Here is a 20,175-nt window from a genome sequence, read left to right on the forward strand (position 1 = left end):
ATAGTTTTAGTCTTCATCGTTAGAGGAGTCGCCCATTGGGTACGCCAATTGGCTAAGGATATCATCTTCACCGCCATTATCAGCTGGTAATTCTTCCTCTTCCTCTACTTCTGGTTCTACTACAGTTACTTCATCAGTTTCTACAGAACTGCCTTCCATAACTTCTTCAATACCAGTTTCTACCACCTCATCTTCGTCCTCAAGTTCTTTCATAACAACTTCTTCTTGATCTTCATTCAAGATTTTTACATCAAGACCGATACTTTGAAGTTCTTTAAGCAATACCTTGAAGGACTCAGGTACACCTGGTTCAGGGATGTTTTCGCCTTTAACGATTTTTTCGTATGCTTTCACACGACCAACAACGTCGTCAGACTTAACAGTTAATAGCTCTTGAAGGGTATAGGCTGCGCCATATGCTTCTAGAGCCCAAACTTCCATTTCCCCGAAACGTTGGCCACCGAACTGAGCTTTACCGCCCAAAGGTTGTTGTGTAACAAGGGAGTACGGACCTGTAGAACGAGCATGGATTTTGTCATCAACCAAATGATGGAGTTTAAGCATGTAAACGTAACCAACAGTAACGCGGTTATCCATCGGTTCACCAGTACGACCATCATATAGCACGGTTTTACCATCATCAGGACGACCTGCAATCGCCAATGTTTCGAATACGTCCTTTTCGTGAGCACCATCAAATACAGGTGTAGCAATATGAATACCTGCTACATCTGGTTTTGGCATGCCATATTTGTCAAAATCATAGCCAAGGCTTTCCAACTCTTTGCGAATTTCAACGCGTTTTTCTTCAGCAGAGTGAATGTTGTTAAGAGTATTCTTGACTTTGCTAATTGCCTCTAATTCTTCTACAAGCGCAGGATCCATTTCAGGAGCCTCTTCTTCAGAATCAAAAAATTCTACATGAAGTGCATTGTATTTAGCTTCAATAGCTTTAAGCTCTTGGAAACGAGCTTCGCCACCCATAGCATCCAATTTCTTTTGCGCTGCCTTTTCTACATGTTTTAAGATTTTAGTTTTCAAAGTAATGATTTGCTCATTTTCTTCGAAATGATTTACCGTAACATCTTCCGAAACTTTCGCTTCCAATGCTTCAATTTGAGCATAAAGGTCGCGGATTGCATCGATTTGTTCCCAGTAAGATGCATCAGTACGGGCTTCTTTCAACACGTTTTGAATGTGAAGGTCTGTAGCTTTGATTTTCATACCTAAGCCTTGAACAGCCCACCCCAAGTGAGTTTCAAGAACTTGACCGATGTTCATACGAGAAGGTACACCCAATGGGTTCAATACGATTTGTACTGGAGTACCATCTGGAAGGAATGGCATATCTTCTTTTCTCATAACGCGAGAAACGACACCTTTGTTACCATGACGGCCCGCCATTTTATCGCCTTCATGAATCTTACGTTTTTGAGCGATATATACGCGAACAAGTTTATTTACACCTGGTTGTAATTCGTCGCCATTTTCACGGGTAAAGACTTTTACATCTACGACTTTACCAGATTCACCATGAGGCACGCGCAAGGAAGTGTCGCGAACTTCACGTTCTTTGTCACCAAAAATAGCACGCAACAAACGTTCTTCTGGAGTAAGCTCAGTTTCACCTTTTGGTGTAGCTTTACCTACAAGGATATCGCCAGGATGTACTTCTGCACCAATGCAGATAATACCATCTTCGTCTAAGTTTTTAAGTGTGTCGTCACCTGTATTAGGCAACTCACGAGTAATTTCTTCAGCACCTAATTTGGTATCACGAGCATCACATTCGTATTCTTCAATATGAATGGATGTATAGATATCTTCTTTGCAGAGTTCTTCACTAAGCAAGATAGCATCTTCGTAGTTATAACCTTCCCAAGGCATGAACGCTACAAGAACGTTATAACCTAATGCCAATTCGCCGCCATCTGTAGCAGGACCATCAGCCAATACTTGGCCTTTTACAACATGATCGCCACGATTAACGATTGGTTTTTGGTTAAAGCATGTGGATTGGTTAGAACGAAGGAATTTATTCAAACGGTATGTGTCAACACGACCATCGCTGTCGCGAAGAACGTGGATTTCATTACCCCAACAACGTACAACTTTACCTGCTTCACGCGCCAATACGCAAACACCAGAGTCAGTAGCTGCTGTATATTCCATACCTGTACCAACAAGTGGTGCTTGAGCGCGCAAAAGTGGTACCGCTTGACGTTGCATGTTCGCGCCCATCAAGGCACGGTTAGCATCGTCATTTTCAAGGAATGGAATCATAGCTGTACCAATAGATACAACTTCTTTTGGACTAACGTCCATATAGTCAACCTTATCCGGTGTAACTTCTAATACGTCATGACCACGACGACAAGCTACGTGTTCAGTTGTGAAGTACCCCTCTGCATCAAGCGGAGAGTTTGCTTGGGCAATTGTCATGCCTTCTTCTTCATCAGCTGTCATATATACTACGCTGTCAGATACGCGCACTTTAACAACTTTATCAGCATCCTTGCCTTTACCATACACTTTTTCTACTTTACGGTATGGTGCTTCGATGAAACCAAATTCGTTTACCTTTGCATAGTTGGACAAAGAGTTGATCAAACCGATATTTGGACCTTCTGGAGTTTCAATAGGACACATACGGCCGTAATGAGAGTGATGCACGTCACGGACTTCGAAGCCTGCACGCTCACGAGATAAACCGCCAGGTCCAAGGGCAGATAAACGACGTTTGTGAGTCAATTCTGCTAATGGGTTTGTTTGGTCCATGAACTGGGACAACTGGGAGGAACCAAAGAATTCTTTGATTGCAGCCACTACTGGTCGAATGTTAATCAATGCTTGAGGCGTAATGGATTCAGTTTCTTGAATGGTCATGCGCTCACGAACAACACGTTCCATACGAGTTAAACCGATACGGAATTGATTTTGCAACAATTCGCCTACGCAACGAAGGCGACGGTTACCCAAGTGGTCGATATCATCTGTATGACCTGCACCATCCATAAGATTGAGCAAATAAGAAATGTTAGCGATCATGTCTTCACGTGTTACTGTACGGTGATCATATGGTAAGTTGCAATTATTACAGATAACTTTAGACTCTACACCATCATTATTTACGATGTAGAATTCAGCAAAACCTTCACCATCGAATACATGGCTATTAGCAACGATATCAAGTTGTTCTTCCCCAACTTGTACGCCTGCATCAAGGATAATTTCGCCAGTTTCTGGATCTACAATTGGTTGAGCCAATGTTTGACCCAACATACGTTGGCGCCAGCCAAGTTTTTTGTTCAATTTGTAACGACCAACGCGCGCTAAGTCATAACGGCGTGCATCGAAGAACAAGTTATCGAACAAGTTGCGAGCAGACTCTACAGTAGGAGGCTCACCTGGACGTAATTTTTTATAGATTTCAACCAATGCTTCATCAGCAGATTGAGTTGTATCTTTTTCTAATGTACGAACGATGCGTTCATCATATACTGGTAAACCATCCTCATCAGTTTTACCATTCCAGAAGAGGTCGAGGATACTTTCATTCGTATCCCAACCTAATGCACGTACCAATACAGTGGCTGGTAATTTACGGTTACGGTCGATACGAACAGCTACCACTTCACTAGCATCTGTTTCAAGTTCAATCCATGCACCACGGTTAGGAATAACTGTGGAATCATACAAACGGTTACCCATTGTATCGATTTCTTTATTGTAGTAAACGCCTGGAGAACGTACCAATTGGGATACGATAACACGTTCTGCACCATTGATGATGAAAGTACCTGTATCTGTCATCAATGGGAAATCGCCCATGAATACTTCTTGTTCTTTAATGTCCATATTTTCTGGATCATTATTTACCAAGCGAATATTTACACGAAGTGGTGCTGCGTAAGTAGCATCACGATTTTTACATTCATTAATATCATACTTAGGTTCACCTAAGCTGAAACCTTCAAAAGAAAGTACTAGATTACCTGAATTGTCTTTAATCGGAGAAATATCGTTGAAAATATTTTGTAAACCACTCTCCAAGAACCACTCATACGATTTACGCTGAATGTCCAATAAATGCGGCATCTTGATAACTTCGTTAATTTTAGCGTACGTATAACGAGTTCGTTTGCCTACCTGTTCAGGTTTGAACATATTTGCTTTCACCCCTATCAAAACACACTGGTCTACCATTTTCTATAACGGCATGAAAAAGACATCTTACAGGTCTCAGTTTTCCTGCTCGGACAACGTCAAATAAAGCAAGGTCCATTTCATTTTTAAAATAACCTTGCTTCCCATTAACCAAGCACAACCTTGGAAGAAAACCTCATCACTATTCAAGTTATAGTTTTTACATCCAAAAGCAGAAAACGCTACTTTTGCAATATATAATTTTATCAGTATTAAAAAAGACTGTCAACCAAAAGGGTTGACAGTCTTTCATTTTCATGCTCTATTCATGTATCAAAAGAGAACTATAAGATTAGTTACCTTTTTGTTTTAAAAGTTTCGCACCAGCAATACCAGGGCGAGTCATTTCTTTAGGAGAAAGAATATGATTGATTTCATCCTCAGTCAATAAGCCTTGATCCAAGATGATATCACGAATAGCTCGACCAGTTTCATACGCTTCTTTCGCCAATGCAGAAGCTGTTTCATAGCCAAGATGTGGCAACAATGCTGTTACGATACCAACGGAGCGGTTCAACCAGTATTCGCATTGTTCACGGTCTACTTCAAGATCAACGAGCAATTTATCAACGAATGTATTTACACCATTTTTAAGGTAGCAAAGGTTATTGAACAAGTTGTATGCCAATACAGGTTCCATAACATTTAACTCGAATTGACCATTTTCTACAGCTAATGTAATAGTAGTATCATTACCGATAACTTGATAACACACTTGGTTCAATACTTCAGCGATAACAGGATTTACTTTTCCTGGCATGATAGAGGATCCTGGTTGACGGGCAGGCAATTTTAATTCACCAATGCCGCAACGAGGGCCAGATGCCATTAAGCGGAAATCATTAGCCATCTTAATCAATACAAGTGCAGTTACCTTCAAACCGCTAGAGATATCAGCAAATACGTCTGTATTGTTTGTGGCATCGATCAAGTTCTCCGCAGTGTAGAACGGTTCGCCTACTACTTCACTAAGTTCATAAGCTACATCATGAATATAATTAGGTTCAGCATTAAGGCCTGTACCAACTGCAGTGGCACCCATGTTGATTACATGTGCACCTTCAACGGCAGATTTAATACGTTTAATACCACGACGAATACCAGATGCATAAGCGCCCATCTCTTGTCCCAATGTAATAGGCACCGCATCTTGTAAATGAGTACGCCCCATTTTTAAAATTTCACTATATTCTTCAGCTTTTCTCTCAAGCTCATCAACAAGACGTTGCAAAGCTTCAAGTAACGGTTTAGATTTCAAAATTGCACAAACTTTAATCGCTGTTGGGAAAGCGTCATTTGTAGATTGTGCCATGTTACAGTGATTGTTAGGGCTTACAATATCATAGCTACCTTTTGGATGGCCTAAAATTTCACAAGCACGATTTGCCAACACTTCGTTCATATTCATATTCACAGAAGTGCCAGCACCGCCTTGAATTGGATCAACTGGAAATTGGTCAGCAAATTCACCTGCAATAACTTCATCAGCTGCTTGAACAATCGCTTTACCGATAGATACATTGAGACGACCTGTTTTCATATTAGCTAAAGCAGATGCTTTTTTTACCATCGCTAGAGCTTTAATAAAATCTTGGTCTAAATGTTTCCCTGTAATATGGAAGTTTTCTAAGGCACGAATCGTTTGCACACCATAATATAACTCATCCGCTACTTCTAATTCACCTAGGAAATCATGTTCTTTTCTCATAATAGATCCTCTTTCCACTATTTCATATATTAGATGATAGTTTAATGAAACGGTTTTATCTTATGCGCTCATTATAGCATGTATTTTGTATACATAAAAGTCATTTCATATATTACGAATAAACAATATTCTATACAATATATTATTTCATAAATATTTTCTATAACTATTTCCATATTTATAAAGGCTCTGTTTTTATCTTTGATTAGTTTAAATATTACACGCCCTATAGTACAATAATATAAACTATATAAGTAAGGAGTAACTATGATTAACAATCACATGCTGCGCATAGGTGCGCTCTTTTTATTAACCGTTTTATGCTACGGCTTTTATAATGCCTATTTGCCAATCACTGATCCGGTGGAGTCCAACTATGTTCTCTCCGCCATCACCATGCTAAAACACAACTCATGGATATCCCCCATGATATATGATCACGTATGGTATGATAAACCACCGCTCACCTATTGGGCACTTATGATTACATACAAACTATTTGGCATATCTGACTTCACGTCTCGTATACCGAATACGCTTGTTGCGGGAGCTAGCGTGGCCCTAATGTATCATATAACTTACCGCATATCTAAAAGTACCTTTGCCGGTATACTCTGTGCGATTTTATTAATGAGTACACTACAGTTTTGGTATATATCTCATGCAGTTATAACCGATGGATTTCTATTTTTCTTCACCTTAGCTATATTTGGATATAGTTATTTAGCTTTTACCAATAATGACAGGTCAGCTATGGTGAAAGCTTACATTGCTGCGGCCTTAGCCGTGATTACCAAAGGACCTATAGGCATTATTTTACCTGGGCTAATATTACTTATTTATATATGTGCACGCCACGCCATCCATAGAAAGGATAAAATCTATCAACTTTCAAAGGATATAAAATTACTATTTAATCCCTTAGGACTATTAGCCTTTATAGCGATAGCTAGCCCTTGGTATATTGCTATGTATTCCATTCACGGTGAGCAGTTTATTTCCGGATTCTTAGGTCTACACAATGTAGATCGAGCTCTTATATCTGAACATCCTAAATTTAATGTATGGTATTACTATCTATTAATTGTGCCCCTTTCACTATTACCCTGGACACCTGTAATAGTCTATCATTTAAAAGATCTTAACTGGAAAGATGATTTTGATCTATTAGGTATTATATGGTTTATTGTTATAGTTCTATTCTACTCTCTAGTAGCTACAAAGTATCTAACCTACACATTACCTGCCATTATCCCTTGTATAATATGGGCGGCTGTAAAAATTTGTGAATTAGTTACTGACAAAGAAACCGGTGAATTTACTCAATCATTCAAAAAGTTTAATTATTTAATTACCCTACCACTAGGTATTTACTACATGATTTTTACATTTGCTACAGCTTTTGATAAAAGTCTTGATAGTAAACCGTTAATCGTAGGTTCCTTTATTATAGTATGTATGATTTTAATCGGTCGATACTACATAACATCATTTTTCAAACTAGCAATATATGCTTTAGTTCCACTAATTACGTTGTACTCGGCTATTACAATTACAGTACCACCAATATTGTTTAATCAGTCTGGTTTACAGTTTAGAACCTTCATCGAAGATACATCAAAACCAATATATGTATATGGCAATTACTATACTTCCATTGTATATTACATGGACACTACACCTACCCAAGTTTTCGTAGATACAACTGATGATTCTATATGGACCGAAGGCAAAACATTAATGCCTACAATAACTAAAGAAACATTTTTAAGTAATACATCAAATAATCGCGGTGCCTATGTCATCGTTCCTAAAAAATATGATAAGGATTTCTCTAATACATTACCGTATCCAAAAGCCAAATTAGTCAACAAAACAAAACTCGCATCAATTTATAAGCTTCAATAAAAAAGGCGTACCCATAGGGTACGCCTTTAATATGGTTAGAATTATTTCAATTCTACGGATGCGCCAGCTTCTTCTAATTGAGCTTTCAAAGCTTCAGCAGCTTCAGCAGCAACGCCTTCTTTTACAGGTGCAGGAGCGCCGTCAACGATAGCTTTAGCTTCTTTCAAGCCAAGACCAGTTGCTTCACGAACAACTTTGATTACGTTAATTTTAGATGCGCCAGCTTCTTTCAAGATTACGTCGAAGGAATCTTTAGCAGCGCCGCCTTCAGCACCACCAGCAGCTGCTACAGCTACAGGAGCTGCTGCAGTTACGCCAAATTCTTCTTCGATTGCTTTTACAAGATCATTAAGTTCAAGGATTGTTGCTTCTTTCAATTCAGCAACGATGTTTTCAATGTTCAATGCCATTTTAGATTTCCTCCATAAATTAGTTTATAGTGCCAGCCTCAAGCGGCCAACGAATACTTTGCAAAAAATATTATTCTGCAGGTTTTGCTTCTGCAACAGCTTTGACAGCGTATGCAACATTGCGAACAGGAGCTTGCAATACGGAAAGCAACATGGAAAGCATACCTTCGCGATTTGGAAGAGATGCAATTGCTTTAACGCCTGCTGCGTCCATAACTTCGCCTTCAACGATACCAGCTTTAACTGTTACAACTTCTTTTTCAGTTGCTTTGATGAATTGTTCGATTACACGAGCAGGTGCAACAGCATCGTCTTTAGAAGTAGCCAACGCAGTTGGACCTTCTAAATGCTCAGCGAAACCTTCAAGATTCAATTCGTTTGCAGCGATACGAGTCAAAGTATTTTTGATTACTTTGTATTCAACACCTTCAGCCAACATTTTGCGACGAAGATCAGTTGCTTGCGCAACAGTTAAACCAGAGTAACCAATCAATACAGCACCTTTTGCTTCAGAAAGAGTTTCTTTCATTTGAGCAACGATTGCTTTTTTTGATTCAGTGACAGCCATTAGATTACCTCCTTGTAGATTTTTTTGGTGCTCTATGTACTATCTTAGCGTAAAAACGACCCCATCGCACGCGATGAGGTCGTAACTAGTCCTAGGTTGTTCTAGTGTCAGCCTCAGCGGGCGGATTTTCATCCATTATACATACCAGCCGTCTACAGCTAAGAGACATATTTAATTATTGCTCTTTGGAAACAGTGCTCAATTTGAACACATTCAAAGGTACACCAGGGCCCATTGTAGCGGACAAGGTTACAGATTTAATGTATTGACCTTTAGCTGCTACAGGTTTAGCCTTGATAATAGTATCAACGATTGTACGGTAGTTGTCAAGTAATTTTTCTTCATCGAAAGATGCTTTACCGATAGAGCAAGAGATAATACCTGCTTTATCAGTACGGTATTCGATTTTACCAGCTTTGATTTCGTTTACTGCACGAGCAACGTCTGGAGTTACTGTACCAACTTTAGGGTTTGGCATCAAGCCTTTAGGACCCAAAATTTTACCAAGACGGCCAACTTGACCCATCATGTCTGGTGTAGCAACTACTACGTCGAAGTCGCTCCAACCACCTTGGATTTTAGCTACTAACTCTTCAGAACCTACAAAATCTGCACCAGCTTCTTCAGCTGCCTTAATATTGTCGCCTTTTGCGAATACAAGAACGCGTTTAGTTTTGCCAGTACCATGAGGCAATACTACTGCACCACGAACTTGTTGATCAGCGTATTTAGGGTCGACATTCAAGTTGAAAGCAATTTCAACTGTTTCATCGAAATTTGCAGTTGCAGTTTTCTTAACCAACTCAATTGCTTCTACTGGTTCGTAGAATTTACCAGCTTCAATAAGTTTTACTGCTTCAGCGTATTTCTTACCTACTTTTGCCATTATAATATCCTCCTTATGTGGTCAAACGGGAATTCCCTCCCACCGATTTGCGCCTTATGCGCAAGTCGTACGCTTATTAGTCAACGATTTCAATGCCCATGCTGCGAGCAGTACCTTCCACCATGCGCATACCTTGTTCCACGGTATTAGCATTCAAGTCAGGCATTTTCAATTCAGCAATTTCACGAACTTTATCGCGACCTACTTTTGCTACTTTATCACGGTTAGGTACACCAGAACCTTTTGGAATACCTGCAGCTTTTTTCAACAATACTGCAGCTGGTGGAGTCTTAGTGATGAAGTCGAAGCTACGATCTTCATATACGTTAATAACTACTGGAATAATTAAGCCAGCTTGTTTAGCAGTACGTTCGTTGAATTCTTTTGTGAAAGCAACGATGTTAACACCTGCTTGACCTAGTGCAGGACCAACTGGTGGTGCTGGAGTAGCTTTAGCGGCTTCAATTTGTAGTTTTACTTGTTTAACTAATTTCTTAGCCATGGGTAATTAAACCTCCTATGCTTATACTGTGGTGGTAACGGATATACATCCTCCCACTGGCAACCAAAATCGATTGCTCTTTTTAGAGTTATATTATTATATTTATAATTAAAGAGCTTTCTCAACTTGAGAGAACTCTAACTCTACCTCGGTATCTCGATTGAACATTTCTACGCTAAGTTTCAATGTTCCTTTTTCAGGGTTAAGTTCGGTAATAACACCTAGTTTATCTTCAAAGGCACCGGACGTAATGCGAACCGTTTCACCAACTTCTACATCAACGTTAATGGTTGGTTTCTTATCCAAGCCCTGAGACTTAAGTATATGTTCTACTTCGGAATCAGAAAGTGGAACTGGTTTTGTAGCAGAGCCAACGAAACCTGTTACACCTGGCGTGTTGCGTACAACATACCAAGAACGGTCATTAACTTCCATTTCCACCAATACATACCCAGGAAATATCTTACGTTTTACTACTTTTTTAACCCCATCTTTTTCATCTATTTCGTCTTCAAGAGGCACCAAAATTCGGCTGATCACATCTTGTAGTCCCATAGATTGAACTTTAAGTTCAAGAGTGGTTTTTACTTTATTTTCGTAGCCTGAATAGGTATGAATTACATACCACTTCTTATCTGCTTCCATGTAATGGCCCCCTTATCCAACAAAGTGCAACAACGTATTAAAAAGTTGGGCGAAGAGTCCATCAAGCACAGAAATAATCAAAGCGATGAATATGGTTACTAAGAATACTACAATTGTGTAATTGATAAGCTCTTTTTTTGTTGGCCAGACTACTTTTTTTAGTTCAGCTTTCACACCGCGGAAGAATTTTCCAAATCCACCACGCTGCTGCACTGCTGAGTTAGACTTTGCCATTGTGTTTCACATCCTCAAATCAACAGGTAATGAATGATAAGAATTATTTTGTTTCACGGTGTAATGTATGTTTACCGCAGAATTTGCAATATTTCATCATTTCAATACGATCAGGATTGTTCTTTTTATTCTTGTTCGTTTGATAGTTGCGTTGTTTGCAATCTGTGCAAGCTAAAGTAATGGCATTACGCATCCGGATACACCTCGCTTTATATTTACTAATCTGTCTCTTGTACTCGAAAACGCTCGACTACATACTAAAAAACTATATCATACGTAGCAAGCGATGTCAAGAAATTAAGCAACTCAAAAAAGCCAGGCACGTATGCCTGACATGGATAGTATAACAGACAATGGCGCCCCTTGTCTACCCAAAGAACGCCATGTCATATTAGCTTATAGTTAGCTTATATATATTATAATTAATATTATAATTACATATTTACTATTATTGCTTCGTTTATTACTGTTTCTTTGTGAAAGTTACTTTCACGATTTGCCAGAAGAAGGCCAATGCCCCCAATATCATGATGGTATCGCCAACCATGCGAAGCCAACGCAAATTTTGTAACAATGGTTGTTGCATAAAGTCTTCGCTGCGAGCGAGCCATAAGCCTTGTGTAACACTTGCCCAACTTTGAATCAAGCCAATTGGCAATAGGCTGATAAGAACCATTAACGCAAGGCCCCAATTCAATGCCCAGAAACCGAATTTCATCAACTTGTCGTTAAATTCCACTTCAGGTCGAATATAACGAGCGATGAGGAATACAAAGCCTAAACTCAAGAACCCGTATACGCCGAACAACGCCGTATGAGCATGAACAGCTGTCGTATTTAGACCTTGAATATAGAACAAGGAAACCGGCATATTAATTAAGAAGCCGAAGATACCTGCACCCACCAAGTTCCAGAAGGATACGGCAATGAAGCAGTATACAGGCCATTTTAGTCGATGCATCCAAGGAGCACTATGAAGGCGTGTATAATTTTCAAACGCTTCATATCCCAAGAGTACAAGAGGCACTACTTCCAACGCGGAGAACGATGCCCCTGTGGCCACGATAGTCGATGTAACACCGGTGAAATAAAGATGATGGAATGTACCAGGGATACCGCCAATAAGGTAAATGGCACCGGACGAAATCGCTGCTATGGTACCTGCACGGTAAGATACGAGACCAAGTGTTACGAAAATAAAGGCCATCAACGTAGTAGAGAATACTTCAAAGAATCCTTCTACCCAAAGGTGAATAACCCACCAGCGCCAGTATTCCATGATTGCCAAGTGGCTGTGTTCTCCGTAGAAAAGACCTGGTCCATAGAAAATACCGACCATCACAACGGAGAAAATAAAGGCAGCAATAAGGTTTTTATCCCCTTTATTTTTGAAAGCACCAATGATGCTGCGCACCATGAGTACAAGCCAAAATAGAATGCCGATATATTCAATCCATTGCCATACGCGCCCCAACTCGATAAACTCATATCCTTGGTGACCCAAGTAGAAGTTTAGAGATGCCGGAATCTCATGAGCAACACCTAAATATGTACCTGTAAAGGAACCTACTACCAACACAACGAGTGCCCAGAACAAAATATCCACGCCCAATTTTTGGAACTTAGGATCTTTACCGCCATTAATAATCGGCGCCAAGAATAAACCGGCACTCAAGAATGCCATCGCAATCCAGAACAAGGATGCTTGAATATGCCAAGTACGAGCAATAGAATATGGGAAATACTGCGCCAATGGAATGCCATAGAAAGCCTGTCCTTCTACAGTGTAATGCGCAATGATACCGCCCATACCAAGTTGTAATAAAAATAATGCCAAAATTGTAAATAAATATTTGCCCAAAGACCGTTGAGACGGTGTGAGATGCAATTTGGAAATTGGATCTTCCGCAGGCGGTGTTAATTCATGTTCATCTTGTTTGCGACCGAATGCCCACATCCATACAACAATACCAATACCACAAAGTAAAATAATAACACTCACAACAGACCAAGCTACGCTTTCCGGTGTTGGATTATGATCTAACAATGGCTCGTGAGGCCAATTGTTGGTGTATGTTGCATCTGTACCAGGACGTTGAGTCGATGCCATCCACGTAGTCCAGAAGAAGAATCGTGCCATATCAATACGATCTTTTAATTCTGGCAACGTATTGTCTTTCATCGCAAAATGATCGCGTGTTTCGGACAATTTAGGGTTATCACCATACAGTTCAATAAAATATTGTCCGGTTAAATTCATCGCTGTAATACGTTCCGGTGAAAGCACAACAGTTCCATCTTCACGAACAGCACTGTTAAAGTACTCTGCTTTAACTGCTTCTTTAACAGCCGCTTTCTGCACATCACCTAACTGTTCATAAAGAACACCAAAAGCTTCTTGAGACTTGATATCAAGCATTACGGACACTTCTTTGTGCAACCAATCAGCTGTCCAGTCCGGGGCTTGATATGCGCCATGACCTAGTACGGTCCCTACAGATTGACCACCTGTAGATTGCCAAGCCGATTGACCATGTAAGATATCATCCTTAGTAAACAAAACCTGTCCATCTTGAGATACATACGCGGTTGGTACCGGTGGCGCTTGATGATATACATCAGTACCCAAATAGCCAAGAATAGAGAATCCAATAATAAGAACTGCTACTACGGCTATCCAATACTTTTTGTATTCGCCCATCACATTACCTCCTTTTCTATAAAAGCACAAAAAGAGAGCCTATGCTCTCCTCATATATAATATACACTAATTTTATAAATAAAGTTGTATCTAAGGTTACAATATATTAAAATTTCTTCTCAATTTGTATCAATAGTATGATTATCCTTTGAAGCCTGAATACAACGTATATGTCACATTATAAAATCATCATTGTTTCAATATATTAGCGATTCAATCATATACTCTTAATCATCAATATATACAAAATAAAAGGGACCCATTGGGTCCCTTTTATTGAATCTAAAATTCAATTATATAGCTAATGTATCGATACATTGAGCTATAAACTTGTATTAACCTTCGATTTCTGTTACTACGCCAGCGCCTACTGTATGGCCACCTTCGCGGATCGCGAAACGAAGACCTTCTTCGATAGCGATTGGAGTAATCAATTCGATTTCCATTGTTACGTTATCGCCAGGCATACACATTTCTACACCTTCAGGAAGGTTTACAACACCTGTTACGTCTGTTGTACGGAAGTAGAATTGTGGACGGTAGTTGGAGAAGAATGGAGTATGACGACCACCTTCTTCTTTAGTCAATACGTATACTTCTGCTTTGAATTTTGTATGTGGGTTGATGGAACCTGGTTTAGCCAATACTTGACCACGTTCAATGTCTTTACGATCAACACCACGAAGCAATGCACCTACGTTGTCACCTGCTACTGCAGAATCCAACACTTTACGGAACATTTCAAGACCTGTTACTACGTATTGTTCAGCTTTTTCTTTCAAGCCTACTACTTCAACAGTATCACCAACGTTTACTTGACCACGTTCAACACGGCCAGTTGCTACTGTACCACGACCAGTGATTGTGAAAACATCTTCCACAGGCATCAAGAATGGTTTATCAGTGTCACGAACTGGTGTTGGGATGTAGGAGTCTACAGCGTCCATCAATTCGTCAATTTTAGCTACATATTGAGCATCGCCTTCCAAAGCTTTCAACGCGGAACCTACAACGATAGGTACTTCGTCGCCAGGGAATTCGTAGGAAGAAAGAAGTTCACGAACTTCCATTTCTACCAATTCGATCAATTCTTCATCGTCAACCATGTCAGCTTTGTTCAAGAATACTACGATTGCAGGAACACCAACTTGGCGAGCCAACAAGATGTGTTCGCGAGTTTGAGGCATAGGGCCGTCAGCTGCGGATACAACCAAGATAGCGCCGTCCATTTGAGCCGCACCAGTAATCATGTTTTTAACATAGTCAGCATGGCCTGGGCAGTCAACGTGTGCATAGTGACGGTTAGCAGTTTCATACTCAACGTGTGCAGTATTAATTGTGATACCGCGTTCACGTTCTTCTGGAGCTTTATCAATCATGCTGTAATCTTGGAAGTCAGCTTGACCTTTTTCAGCCAATACTTTAGTGATTGCAGCAGTCAAAGTAGTTTTACCATGGTCAACGTGACCGATTGTACCGATGTTAACATGCGGTTTCGTACGTTCAAATTTTTCTTTTGCCATTAGGATTATATCCTCCTTCACAAAAACAAATTACATTCTAGTATTAATATAATATATTAACCCTAATTTATCAATGGAATATAAGATTTCCTTACCTATTATTATACCATATATACAAAGTCTTAGAATAGCATGTCATATGTAAAGAAATAAAAAAATCCCCACCAAGGTGAGGTTTAATGGTGGCGGCACACGGATTTGAACCGCGGACACACCGGGTATGAACCGATTGCTCTAGCCAACTGAGCTATGCCGCCATGTATGGAGCTAGTGACCGGGATTGAACCGGTGACCTTATCCTTACCAAGGATACGCTCTGCCGACTGAGCTACACCAGCACAATGAACGATCATTTCACTGTGGTTTTTATGGTTGCGGGGACAGGACTTGAACCTGCGACCTTCGGGTTATGAGCCCGACGAGCTACCAACTGCTCCACCCCGCTATGAATGGTGGAGGGAGAAGGATTCGAACCTTCGAAGTCGAAGACGGCAGATTTACAGTCTGCTCCCTTTGGCCGCTCGGGAATCCCTCCATAAATAAAATGGAGCTGGCGATAGGAATTGAACCCACAACCTGCTGATTACAAGTCAGCTGCTCTACCTATTGAGCTACGCCAGCATCATTACGACAAGATGAATTGTATCACCTAGCACACTAAGTGTCAAGAACCTTTTAAAAACTTTTTTGAAGTTTTTCGTTCACTGTGGTCACCCTTAGTGCTTAATCATAATAACATGAAACGATACCCTATGCAAGTATTTTGTCAAAAAAAATTTATATTTTATCAATCCTCTATAAAATGCCTTGTTTTCAGTATATATCCAGTAATCAACTTTTATTTACTAGTATATTCTTTATATACCTTTACATAGTTTCATTCCTTACCAGTCCATGCCTGCTAACATCCATATTTCAGGTTTACTAAAATCAAATAATAGGAAATTACAAAACTATATTTTTTACCTAATAACTGTAATTATATAACTAAAAAAGGAGATAGCCCGCTATCTCCTTCTATACACTTATAGTTTTCTCTATATTCAACCAATATGTTCAAACATACCTTTAGTCGATTGCAATAACATGATCTGGATGTGCAATACTAACTACAGCATGTTTAGGATTATTGTTATGTTCTAAGTACAACTGGTCCCCTTCAATATGTCCACGCCAGCCAACGACAATAGGATACTTCTTACTAATAGTTTTTAACAACTCAAATGGTTTTAGATTTAAGATAGGTGCAAAGAATACATTAATGCCATCTAGCAAGACTACTTCCGTATCGCTACGGCTAAGAGCACGGCAAATAACTTCTTCCGCTAATTGAGGCCGTTCATCACGAGGCACGAGCAAAAACTCTTCCTCAATGAGTTGCTTAGCTTCCAAGTATTTCCAGCCCTTCTGCTCAGACAATTCACGAATTAGCAAACTTTTACCAGAACCTGGACCACCAACGATAAACAATATACGTTCATCATCACCTTGAATCTTTTCCCAACGTTCTTTTACATCTTGTACAGTAACCATACCCTTTGCCTCCTCGCTGTGACCTATCCTATTTTACAGGACGGTCAGATAACATAACGGATTTGATATATTGGTTTTTATCATCTAGGGCAAACTGTAAATAAGAGTTGCTTGCCGCTGGATTTTTATATTCATATACGGTAGACGTCCCCGCCTTTGTTGTAGATTCAACAATACGAGTTGGCATACCATACACAAAGAGCAATAAATATTTGGTATCACCCATCGCGATTCCACGACGTGTAGGCGTATAAACATTTAATAATACGCGATTGATAAGATCTTTTTTATCTACACTCACACCGTATTCATTATAGCCAATAAATGTGGAGCCAAACAATATGCCTTGATGTTTCCAATCATTATTAGGATCATTAACAAAATGATCATTCAACTTGAAACCACGCAATACAAAATCATCAGCCGTAAGCGTGCCAGCTTCAAAATCATACACTTCAGCTTTCGGCAATCCAAACCTAGGCCATACTTGTCCACTAATAATGTCTACAGCCTCTATATTGCTTTGTTTAATGGTGAAAGCAATATATTCTTTTTGCTGACCAAGCATAGATTGTTGTTGGCTATTACTATTTGTATTCTCTACGGGACTCTTAAACTCCTTTTTTTGAGGCAATGAATTTTCGGAATGCCCCTCATAAAGGAAAATATACGTCTCATTTTTCTTATCACGCCACATCGCATTAGGACTGCCATAGGCAAATATCAATTCCATCCGTGTGCTACCAGGACCAATGTCACGTACTGTATTAGCGCCTTTTTTCGTACTATGAATATTTGTAATAGTATTTGGTTCAAAGAAGTAAGTCGCCCCTTGACCGCGCAATTGATTGTTAACCAACAATTCTTGAGCAGGTCCAGTATATACAGTTACTGCTACATCTTTCATGTAATACGTAGTAAAGTTATCACGTACCTCAGTTTTTTCTACATCTTTTGGGACTTCAAACTGATCCCCCAATCGGTATGTGCCAATAGCATAGTCATCTTGAGAACCTAAAGGCGGTAAACTGTTTGCCGTATAAGACTTACCAATATCAGCTAAATTATTCTGAGTGATACTCGGCAAAGGACCTTCGTTCTCACTATCCGCTTGCCAGAATTGTATAGAATCACCAAATTCAGTTACAGCCATTTGCTCTGCGAGCCATCCAGTTTTAGAACCTTCCTGTTTCGTTTTTGGGTCTAGCTTAACAACTCTAACTGGTGCATTATCAAGGTAAGACAAGCTATCAACCTCACCAGTTCCATCTACACTACCATCATTGCTCGCATTAGCGGAATCTTGAGCTACAACGTTAGTGTCATCAGTAGTTTCTACTGCAACTGGGTTAACAGTGGAAATGGCAGGCTCTGCTGCATAACTGATTGTAGTAGCACACAAGCCCACAAGGAGGGCTGCTACAATACGGCTCTTCATAGAATAGTTCATCGATTATTCTCCAACTGTGCACGCAACCAATTCAACCATGTTTCAAGACCGTTGTGGGCCGTGCAACTTACTTCAAAAATTTCTCCATTTGGATTTAAATTACGGATATCTTGTATTGCCTGCTCCTTTTTGAAAGGCACATAAGGCAATAAATCAATCTTGTTAATAAGGATGGCCTTAGACTCTTTAAAGATTAACGGATACTTAAGGGGCTTATCTTCACCTTCGGTAACAGATAAAATCGTTACTTTCATGCTTTCACCAATCTCAAATTCCGCAGGGCACACTAAATTTCCTACATTTTCGATAATAATCATATCGAGGTCATCAAGATTCAGATCACCTAAGGCATCTTGAATCATCTGTGCATCGAGATGGCACCCACCAACCGTATTAATCTGAATAACAGGCACACCCAACTCATGAATACGCTTAGCATCCTTTGCCGTAAATAAATCGCCTTCAATAACGGCTAAGCGATAATCCTTTTTTAAATCTTGTAGGGTTGCCTCCAAAAGGGAAGTCTTACCTGCCCCAGGTGAACCTAACAGATTAAATACAAATATATTCTTTTCCTTAAACAACTGTTGTAAAGCCTCTGCAATAGCATCGTTTTTTGCCAGTACATTAGTTTTAACTTGAACTTGCATGCCCTAACCTTTCTATCAATCGATATCCATAGAGGTCACTTGTAACTCGCGACCGCCTATAGTTTGTACGAAATGACTGTCACAATAAGGACAAATAAACGTATAATTTTTTACAAAAAATATTTTATCACAATCTAAACACTTTCCTTCAATAGGAACTGTATTGATTTCTATGCGTGAGCCTTCCGCAGGTGTTCCCTTCGTAATGGCTTCCCAACAAAATAGCAATGAATCCGGTTCTACCCCACTCATTAAACCTAAGTCTAGTTGAATAGAATGAATGACTGTCGCATCATGTTGACGTAAGGTATCGAGCGCTACATCAAGAATACCTTCTGCTATAGACATCTCATGCATGATATGCCTCGTACACAGCTTCGAGCATCATTGTTGTAGTGACTGATCCAACGCCTCCTGGTACAGGGGTAATGGCAGATGCAATATCTTTTACCGCATCATAATCAACATCCCCTACAGTTTTTCCATCCAGTTCATTAATACCTACATCAATAACAACAGCACCTGGCTTAATCATATTAGCCGTAATCATATGAGCACGACCAGCTGCGGCAATAACAATATCACCACGCTTTACTTGCTCTGCTAGATCAGGGGTTCTAGAATGGCACATTGTAACGGTACCATGTGCAGAGAGAGCCATAAGCGCTATAGGTTTACCGATAACTTGGCTACGACCGACTACAACCACATGTTTTTCTTCTACAGAAATATTATAGTGATTTAAAATAGCCATACAAGCCTTAGCCGTACAAGGAGCAAAGCCACCCTTCCCAGCTGTTACTAAACCGATGTTATATGTTGTAAGACCATCAATATCTTTTTTAGGATCTAACATATCGATAAGGGCTTCTGTATCAATGTGTTTAGGCATTGGCATTAGCGGCAAAATCCCATGAATAGATGCATCAGTATTTAATTCATGTAACGCCGCTACTACTTCATCTTGCGTTGCCGTTTTAGGCAATTGCTTTAGCACAAAACCATAGCCAAAATTTTTAGCTGTTTTTTCCATAAATGTAGCATACATATGAGCGCCGTGGTCTTCACCGACAAGTAACACTGCCATAGTAATCACAGAGTTGCCTACTGCTGCAACTTTTTCTTGTAAAATCGCCTTGTGAGCATCTGCTACCGCTTTACCTCGTAATTCGATCATAAGTATCTCCATTCATTCAAACTATTTATAAAAAAAGGTGCCTCCTGAGAGGCACCAAAGTCTCTTATTCTATT

At 39.7% G+C, this 20,175-nt stretch carries 17 protein-coding genes and 5 tRNA genes; 1 reads left to right on the forward strand and 21 read right to left on the reverse strand.

The window, feature by feature from the left end; genetic code table 11:
• Window positions 1–6: 6 nt before the first annotated feature.
• Window positions 7–4,167, reverse strand: coding sequence for a DNA-directed RNA polymerase subunit beta (rpoB, locus tag VPAR_RS07660; protein ID WP_012864766.1), 4,161 nt, complete (start codon window positions 4,165–4,167; stop codon window positions 7–9).
• Window positions 4,168–4,498: 331 nt separating this feature from the next.
• A complete protein-coding gene (locus tag VPAR_RS07665; protein WP_012864767.1) occupies window positions 4,499–5,914 on the reverse strand; it encodes an aspartate ammonia-lyase in 1,416 nt (471 codons plus the stop codon).
• A 267-nt stretch (window positions 5,915–6,181) separates the two neighbouring features.
• Here VPAR_RS07665 and VPAR_RS07670 point away from each other — a divergent pair, with 267 nt between their 5' ends.
• Window positions 6,182–7,822, forward strand: coding sequence for an ArnT family glycosyltransferase (locus VPAR_RS07670; RefSeq protein WP_012864768.1), 1,641 nt, complete (start codon window positions 6,182–6,184; stop codon window positions 7,820–7,822).
• A gap of 41 nt (window positions 7,823–7,863) precedes the next feature.
• Here the strand turns inward: VPAR_RS07670 and rplL are convergent, their stop codons facing one another.
• The 19 genes from rplL to VPAR_RS07765 all read right to left on the reverse strand — a co-directional run bounded on the left by rplL (window position 7,864) and on the right by VPAR_RS07765 (window position 20,101).
• Window positions 7,864–8,232 (reverse strand): 50S ribosomal protein L7/L12, encoded by a 369-nt coding sequence (gene rplL / locus VPAR_RS07675; protein ID WP_012864769.1) that lies wholly within the window; start codon window positions 8,230–8,232, stop codon window positions 7,864–7,866.
• A gap of 70 nt (window positions 8,233–8,302) precedes the next feature.
• The gene (rplJ, locus tag VPAR_RS07680) at window positions 8,303–8,800 is read right to left on the reverse strand and encodes a 50S ribosomal protein L10 (protein ID WP_008602491.1); all 498 of its coding nucleotides are present in this window, start codon (window positions 8,798–8,800) and stop codon (window positions 8,303–8,305) included.
• A gap of 175 nt (window positions 8,801–8,975) precedes the next feature.
• Window positions 8,976–9,686 (reverse strand): 50S ribosomal protein L1, encoded by a 711-nt coding sequence (gene rplA / locus VPAR_RS07685; RefSeq protein ID WP_004693536.1) that lies wholly within the window; start codon window positions 9,684–9,686, stop codon window positions 8,976–8,978.
• A 76-nt stretch (window positions 9,687–9,762) separates the two neighbouring features.
• Window positions 9,763–10,188, reverse strand: a complete 426-nt coding sequence (rplK, locus tag VPAR_RS07690; protein ID WP_004693535.1) for a 50S ribosomal protein L11 — start codon at window positions 10,186–10,188, stop codon at window positions 9,763–9,765.
• Window positions 10,189–10,296: 108 nt separating this feature from the next.
• Window positions 10,297–10,833, reverse strand: a complete 537-nt coding sequence (gene nusG, locus VPAR_RS07695; RefSeq protein ID WP_004693533.1) for a transcription termination/antitermination protein NusG — start codon at window positions 10,831–10,833, stop codon at window positions 10,297–10,299.
• 12 nt (window positions 10,834–10,845) lie between these two features.
• The gene (gene secE / locus VPAR_RS07700; RefSeq protein WP_004693531.1) at window positions 10,846–11,067 is read right to left on the reverse strand and encodes a preprotein translocase subunit SecE; all 222 of its coding nucleotides are present in this window, start codon (window positions 11,065–11,067) and stop codon (window positions 10,846–10,848) included.
• A gap of 43 nt (window positions 11,068–11,110) precedes the next feature.
• On the reverse strand, window positions 11,111–11,260 hold the full coding sequence (gene rpmG, locus VPAR_RS07705; protein ID WP_004693530.1) for a 50S ribosomal protein L33: 150 nt from the start codon (window positions 11,258–11,260) through the stop codon (window positions 11,111–11,113).
• Window positions 11,261–11,530: 270 nt separating this feature from the next.
• The gene (locus tag VPAR_RS07710) at window positions 11,531–13,768 is read right to left on the reverse strand and encodes a nitric-oxide reductase large subunit (RefSeq protein WP_004693527.1); all 2,238 of its coding nucleotides are present in this window, start codon (window positions 13,766–13,768) and stop codon (window positions 11,531–11,533) included.
• Window positions 13,769–14,103: 335 nt separating this feature from the next.
• Window positions 14,104–15,291, reverse strand: a complete 1,188-nt coding sequence (gene tuf, locus VPAR_RS07715; RefSeq protein WP_012864763.1) for an elongation factor Tu — start codon at window positions 15,289–15,291, stop codon at window positions 14,104–14,106.
• A 180-nt stretch (window positions 15,292–15,471) separates the two neighbouring features.
• Window positions 15,472–15,548, reverse strand: a tRNA-Met gene (locus VPAR_RS07720).
• A gap of 5 nt (window positions 15,549–15,553) precedes the next feature.
• Window positions 15,554–15,629: transfer RNA gene (locus VPAR_RS07725), tRNA-Thr, on the reverse strand.
• A 31-nt stretch (window positions 15,630–15,660) separates the two neighbouring features.
• Window positions 15,661–15,736 (reverse strand) — tRNA-Met (locus VPAR_RS07730).
• Window positions 15,737–15,741: 5 nt separating this feature from the next.
• Window positions 15,742–15,826 (reverse strand) — tRNA-Tyr (locus VPAR_RS07735).
• Window positions 15,827–15,836: 10 nt separating this feature from the next.
• A tRNA-Thr gene (locus tag VPAR_RS07740) sits at window positions 15,837–15,912 on the reverse strand.
• Window positions 15,913–16,359: 447 nt separating this feature from the next.
• Entirely contained in the window at window positions 16,360–16,824 is a 465-nt protein-coding gene (gene brxF, locus VPAR_RS07745) for a BREX-3 system P-loop-containing protein BrxF (RefSeq protein ID WP_004695092.1), read from the reverse strand.
• Between the two features lie 28 nt (window positions 16,825–16,852).
• Window positions 16,853–18,274: a hypothetical protein gene (locus tag VPAR_RS07750; RefSeq protein WP_012864770.1), complete on the reverse strand. Its 1,422-nt coding sequence runs from the start codon at window positions 18,272–18,274 to the stop codon at window positions 16,853–16,855.
• Window positions 18,271–18,924 (reverse strand): hydrogenase nickel incorporation protein HypB, encoded by a 654-nt coding sequence (hypB, locus tag VPAR_RS07755; RefSeq protein ID WP_012864771.1) that lies wholly within the window; start codon window positions 18,922–18,924, stop codon window positions 18,271–18,273. Before hypB ends, VPAR_RS07750 begins: the two co-directional genes overlap by 4 nt.
• A 15-nt stretch (window positions 18,925–18,939) precedes the next feature.
• Entirely contained in the window at window positions 18,940–19,281 is a 342-nt protein-coding gene (locus tag VPAR_RS07760) for a hydrogenase maturation nickel metallochaperone HypA/HybF (protein ID WP_012864772.1), read from the reverse strand.
• Entirely contained in the window at window positions 19,274–20,101 is an 828-nt protein-coding gene (locus tag VPAR_RS07765; RefSeq protein ID WP_012864773.1) for a bifunctional 5,10-methylenetetrahydrofolate dehydrogenase/5,10-methenyltetrahydrofolate cyclohydrolase, read from the reverse strand. Before VPAR_RS07765 ends, VPAR_RS07760 begins: the two co-directional genes overlap by 8 nt.
• Window positions 20,102–20,175: the final 74 nt, after the last annotated feature.

The organism is Veillonella parvula DSM 2008 (assembly GCF_000024945.1).
GTDB lineage: Bacteria > Bacillota > Negativicutes > Veillonellales > Veillonellaceae > Veillonella > Veillonella parvula.

Bases quoted from the DNA above. Each gene is read 5' to 3' on its own strand.
- nusG (WP_004693533.1), bottom strand. From the start codon at position 10,833: ATGGAAGCAGATAAGAAGTGGTATGTAATTCATACCTATTCAGGCTAC.
- rplK (WP_004693535.1), bottom strand. From the start codon at position 10,188: ATGGCTAAGAAATTAGTTAAACAAGTAAAACTACAAATTGAAGCCGCT.
- VPAR_RS07665 (WP_012864767.1), bottom strand. From the start codon at position 5,914: ATGAGAAAAGAACATGATTTCCTAGGTGAATTAGAAGTAGCGGATGAG.
- brxF (WP_004695092.1), bottom strand. From the start codon at position 16,824: ATGGTTACTGTACAAGATGTAAAAGAACGTTGGGAAAAGATTCAAGGT.
- hypB (WP_012864771.1), bottom strand. From the start codon at position 18,924: ATGCAAGTTCAAGTTAAAACTAATGTACTGGCAAAAAACGATGCTATT.
- VPAR_RS07760 (WP_012864772.1), bottom strand. From the start codon at position 19,281: ATGCATGAGATGTCTATAGCAGAAGGTATTCTTGATGTAGCGCTCGAT.
- rplL (WP_012864769.1), bottom strand. From the start codon at position 8,232: ATGGCATTGAACATTGAAAACATCGTTGCTGAATTGAAAGAAGCAACA.
- rplA (WP_004693536.1), bottom strand. From the start codon at position 9,686: ATGGCAAAAGTAGGTAAGAAATACGCTGAAGCAGTAAAACTTATTGAA.
- VPAR_RS07710 (WP_004693527.1), bottom strand. From the start codon at position 13,768: ATGGGCGAATACAAAAAGTATTGGATAGCCGTAGTAGCAGTTCTTATT.
- VPAR_RS07670 (WP_012864768.1), top strand. From the start codon at position 6,182: ATGATTAACAATCACATGCTGCGCATAGGTGCGCTCTTTTTATTAACC.
- rpmG (WP_004693530.1), bottom strand. From the start codon at position 11,260: ATGCGTAATGCCATTACTTTAGCTTGCACAGATTGCAAACAACGCAAC.
- rplJ (WP_008602491.1), bottom strand. From the start codon at position 8,800: ATGGCTGTCACTGAATCAAAAAAAGCAATCGTTGCTCAAATGAAAGAA.
- VPAR_RS07750 (WP_012864770.1), bottom strand. From the start codon at position 18,274: ATGAACTATTCTATGAAGAGCCGTATTGTAGCAGCCCTCCTTGTGGGC.
- rpoB (WP_012864766.1), bottom strand. From the start codon at position 4,167: ATGTTCAAACCTGAACAGGTAGGCAAACGAACTCGTTATACGTACGCT.
- VPAR_RS07765 (WP_012864773.1), bottom strand. From the start codon at position 20,101: ATGATCGAATTACGAGGTAAAGCGGTAGCAGATGCTCACAAGGCGATT.
- secE (WP_004693531.1), bottom strand. From the start codon at position 11,067: ATGGCAAAGTCTAACTCAGCAGTGCAGCAGCGTGGTGGATTTGGAAAA.
- tuf (WP_012864763.1), bottom strand. From the start codon at position 15,291: ATGGCAAAAGAAAAATTTGAACGTACGAAACCGCATGTTAACATCGGT.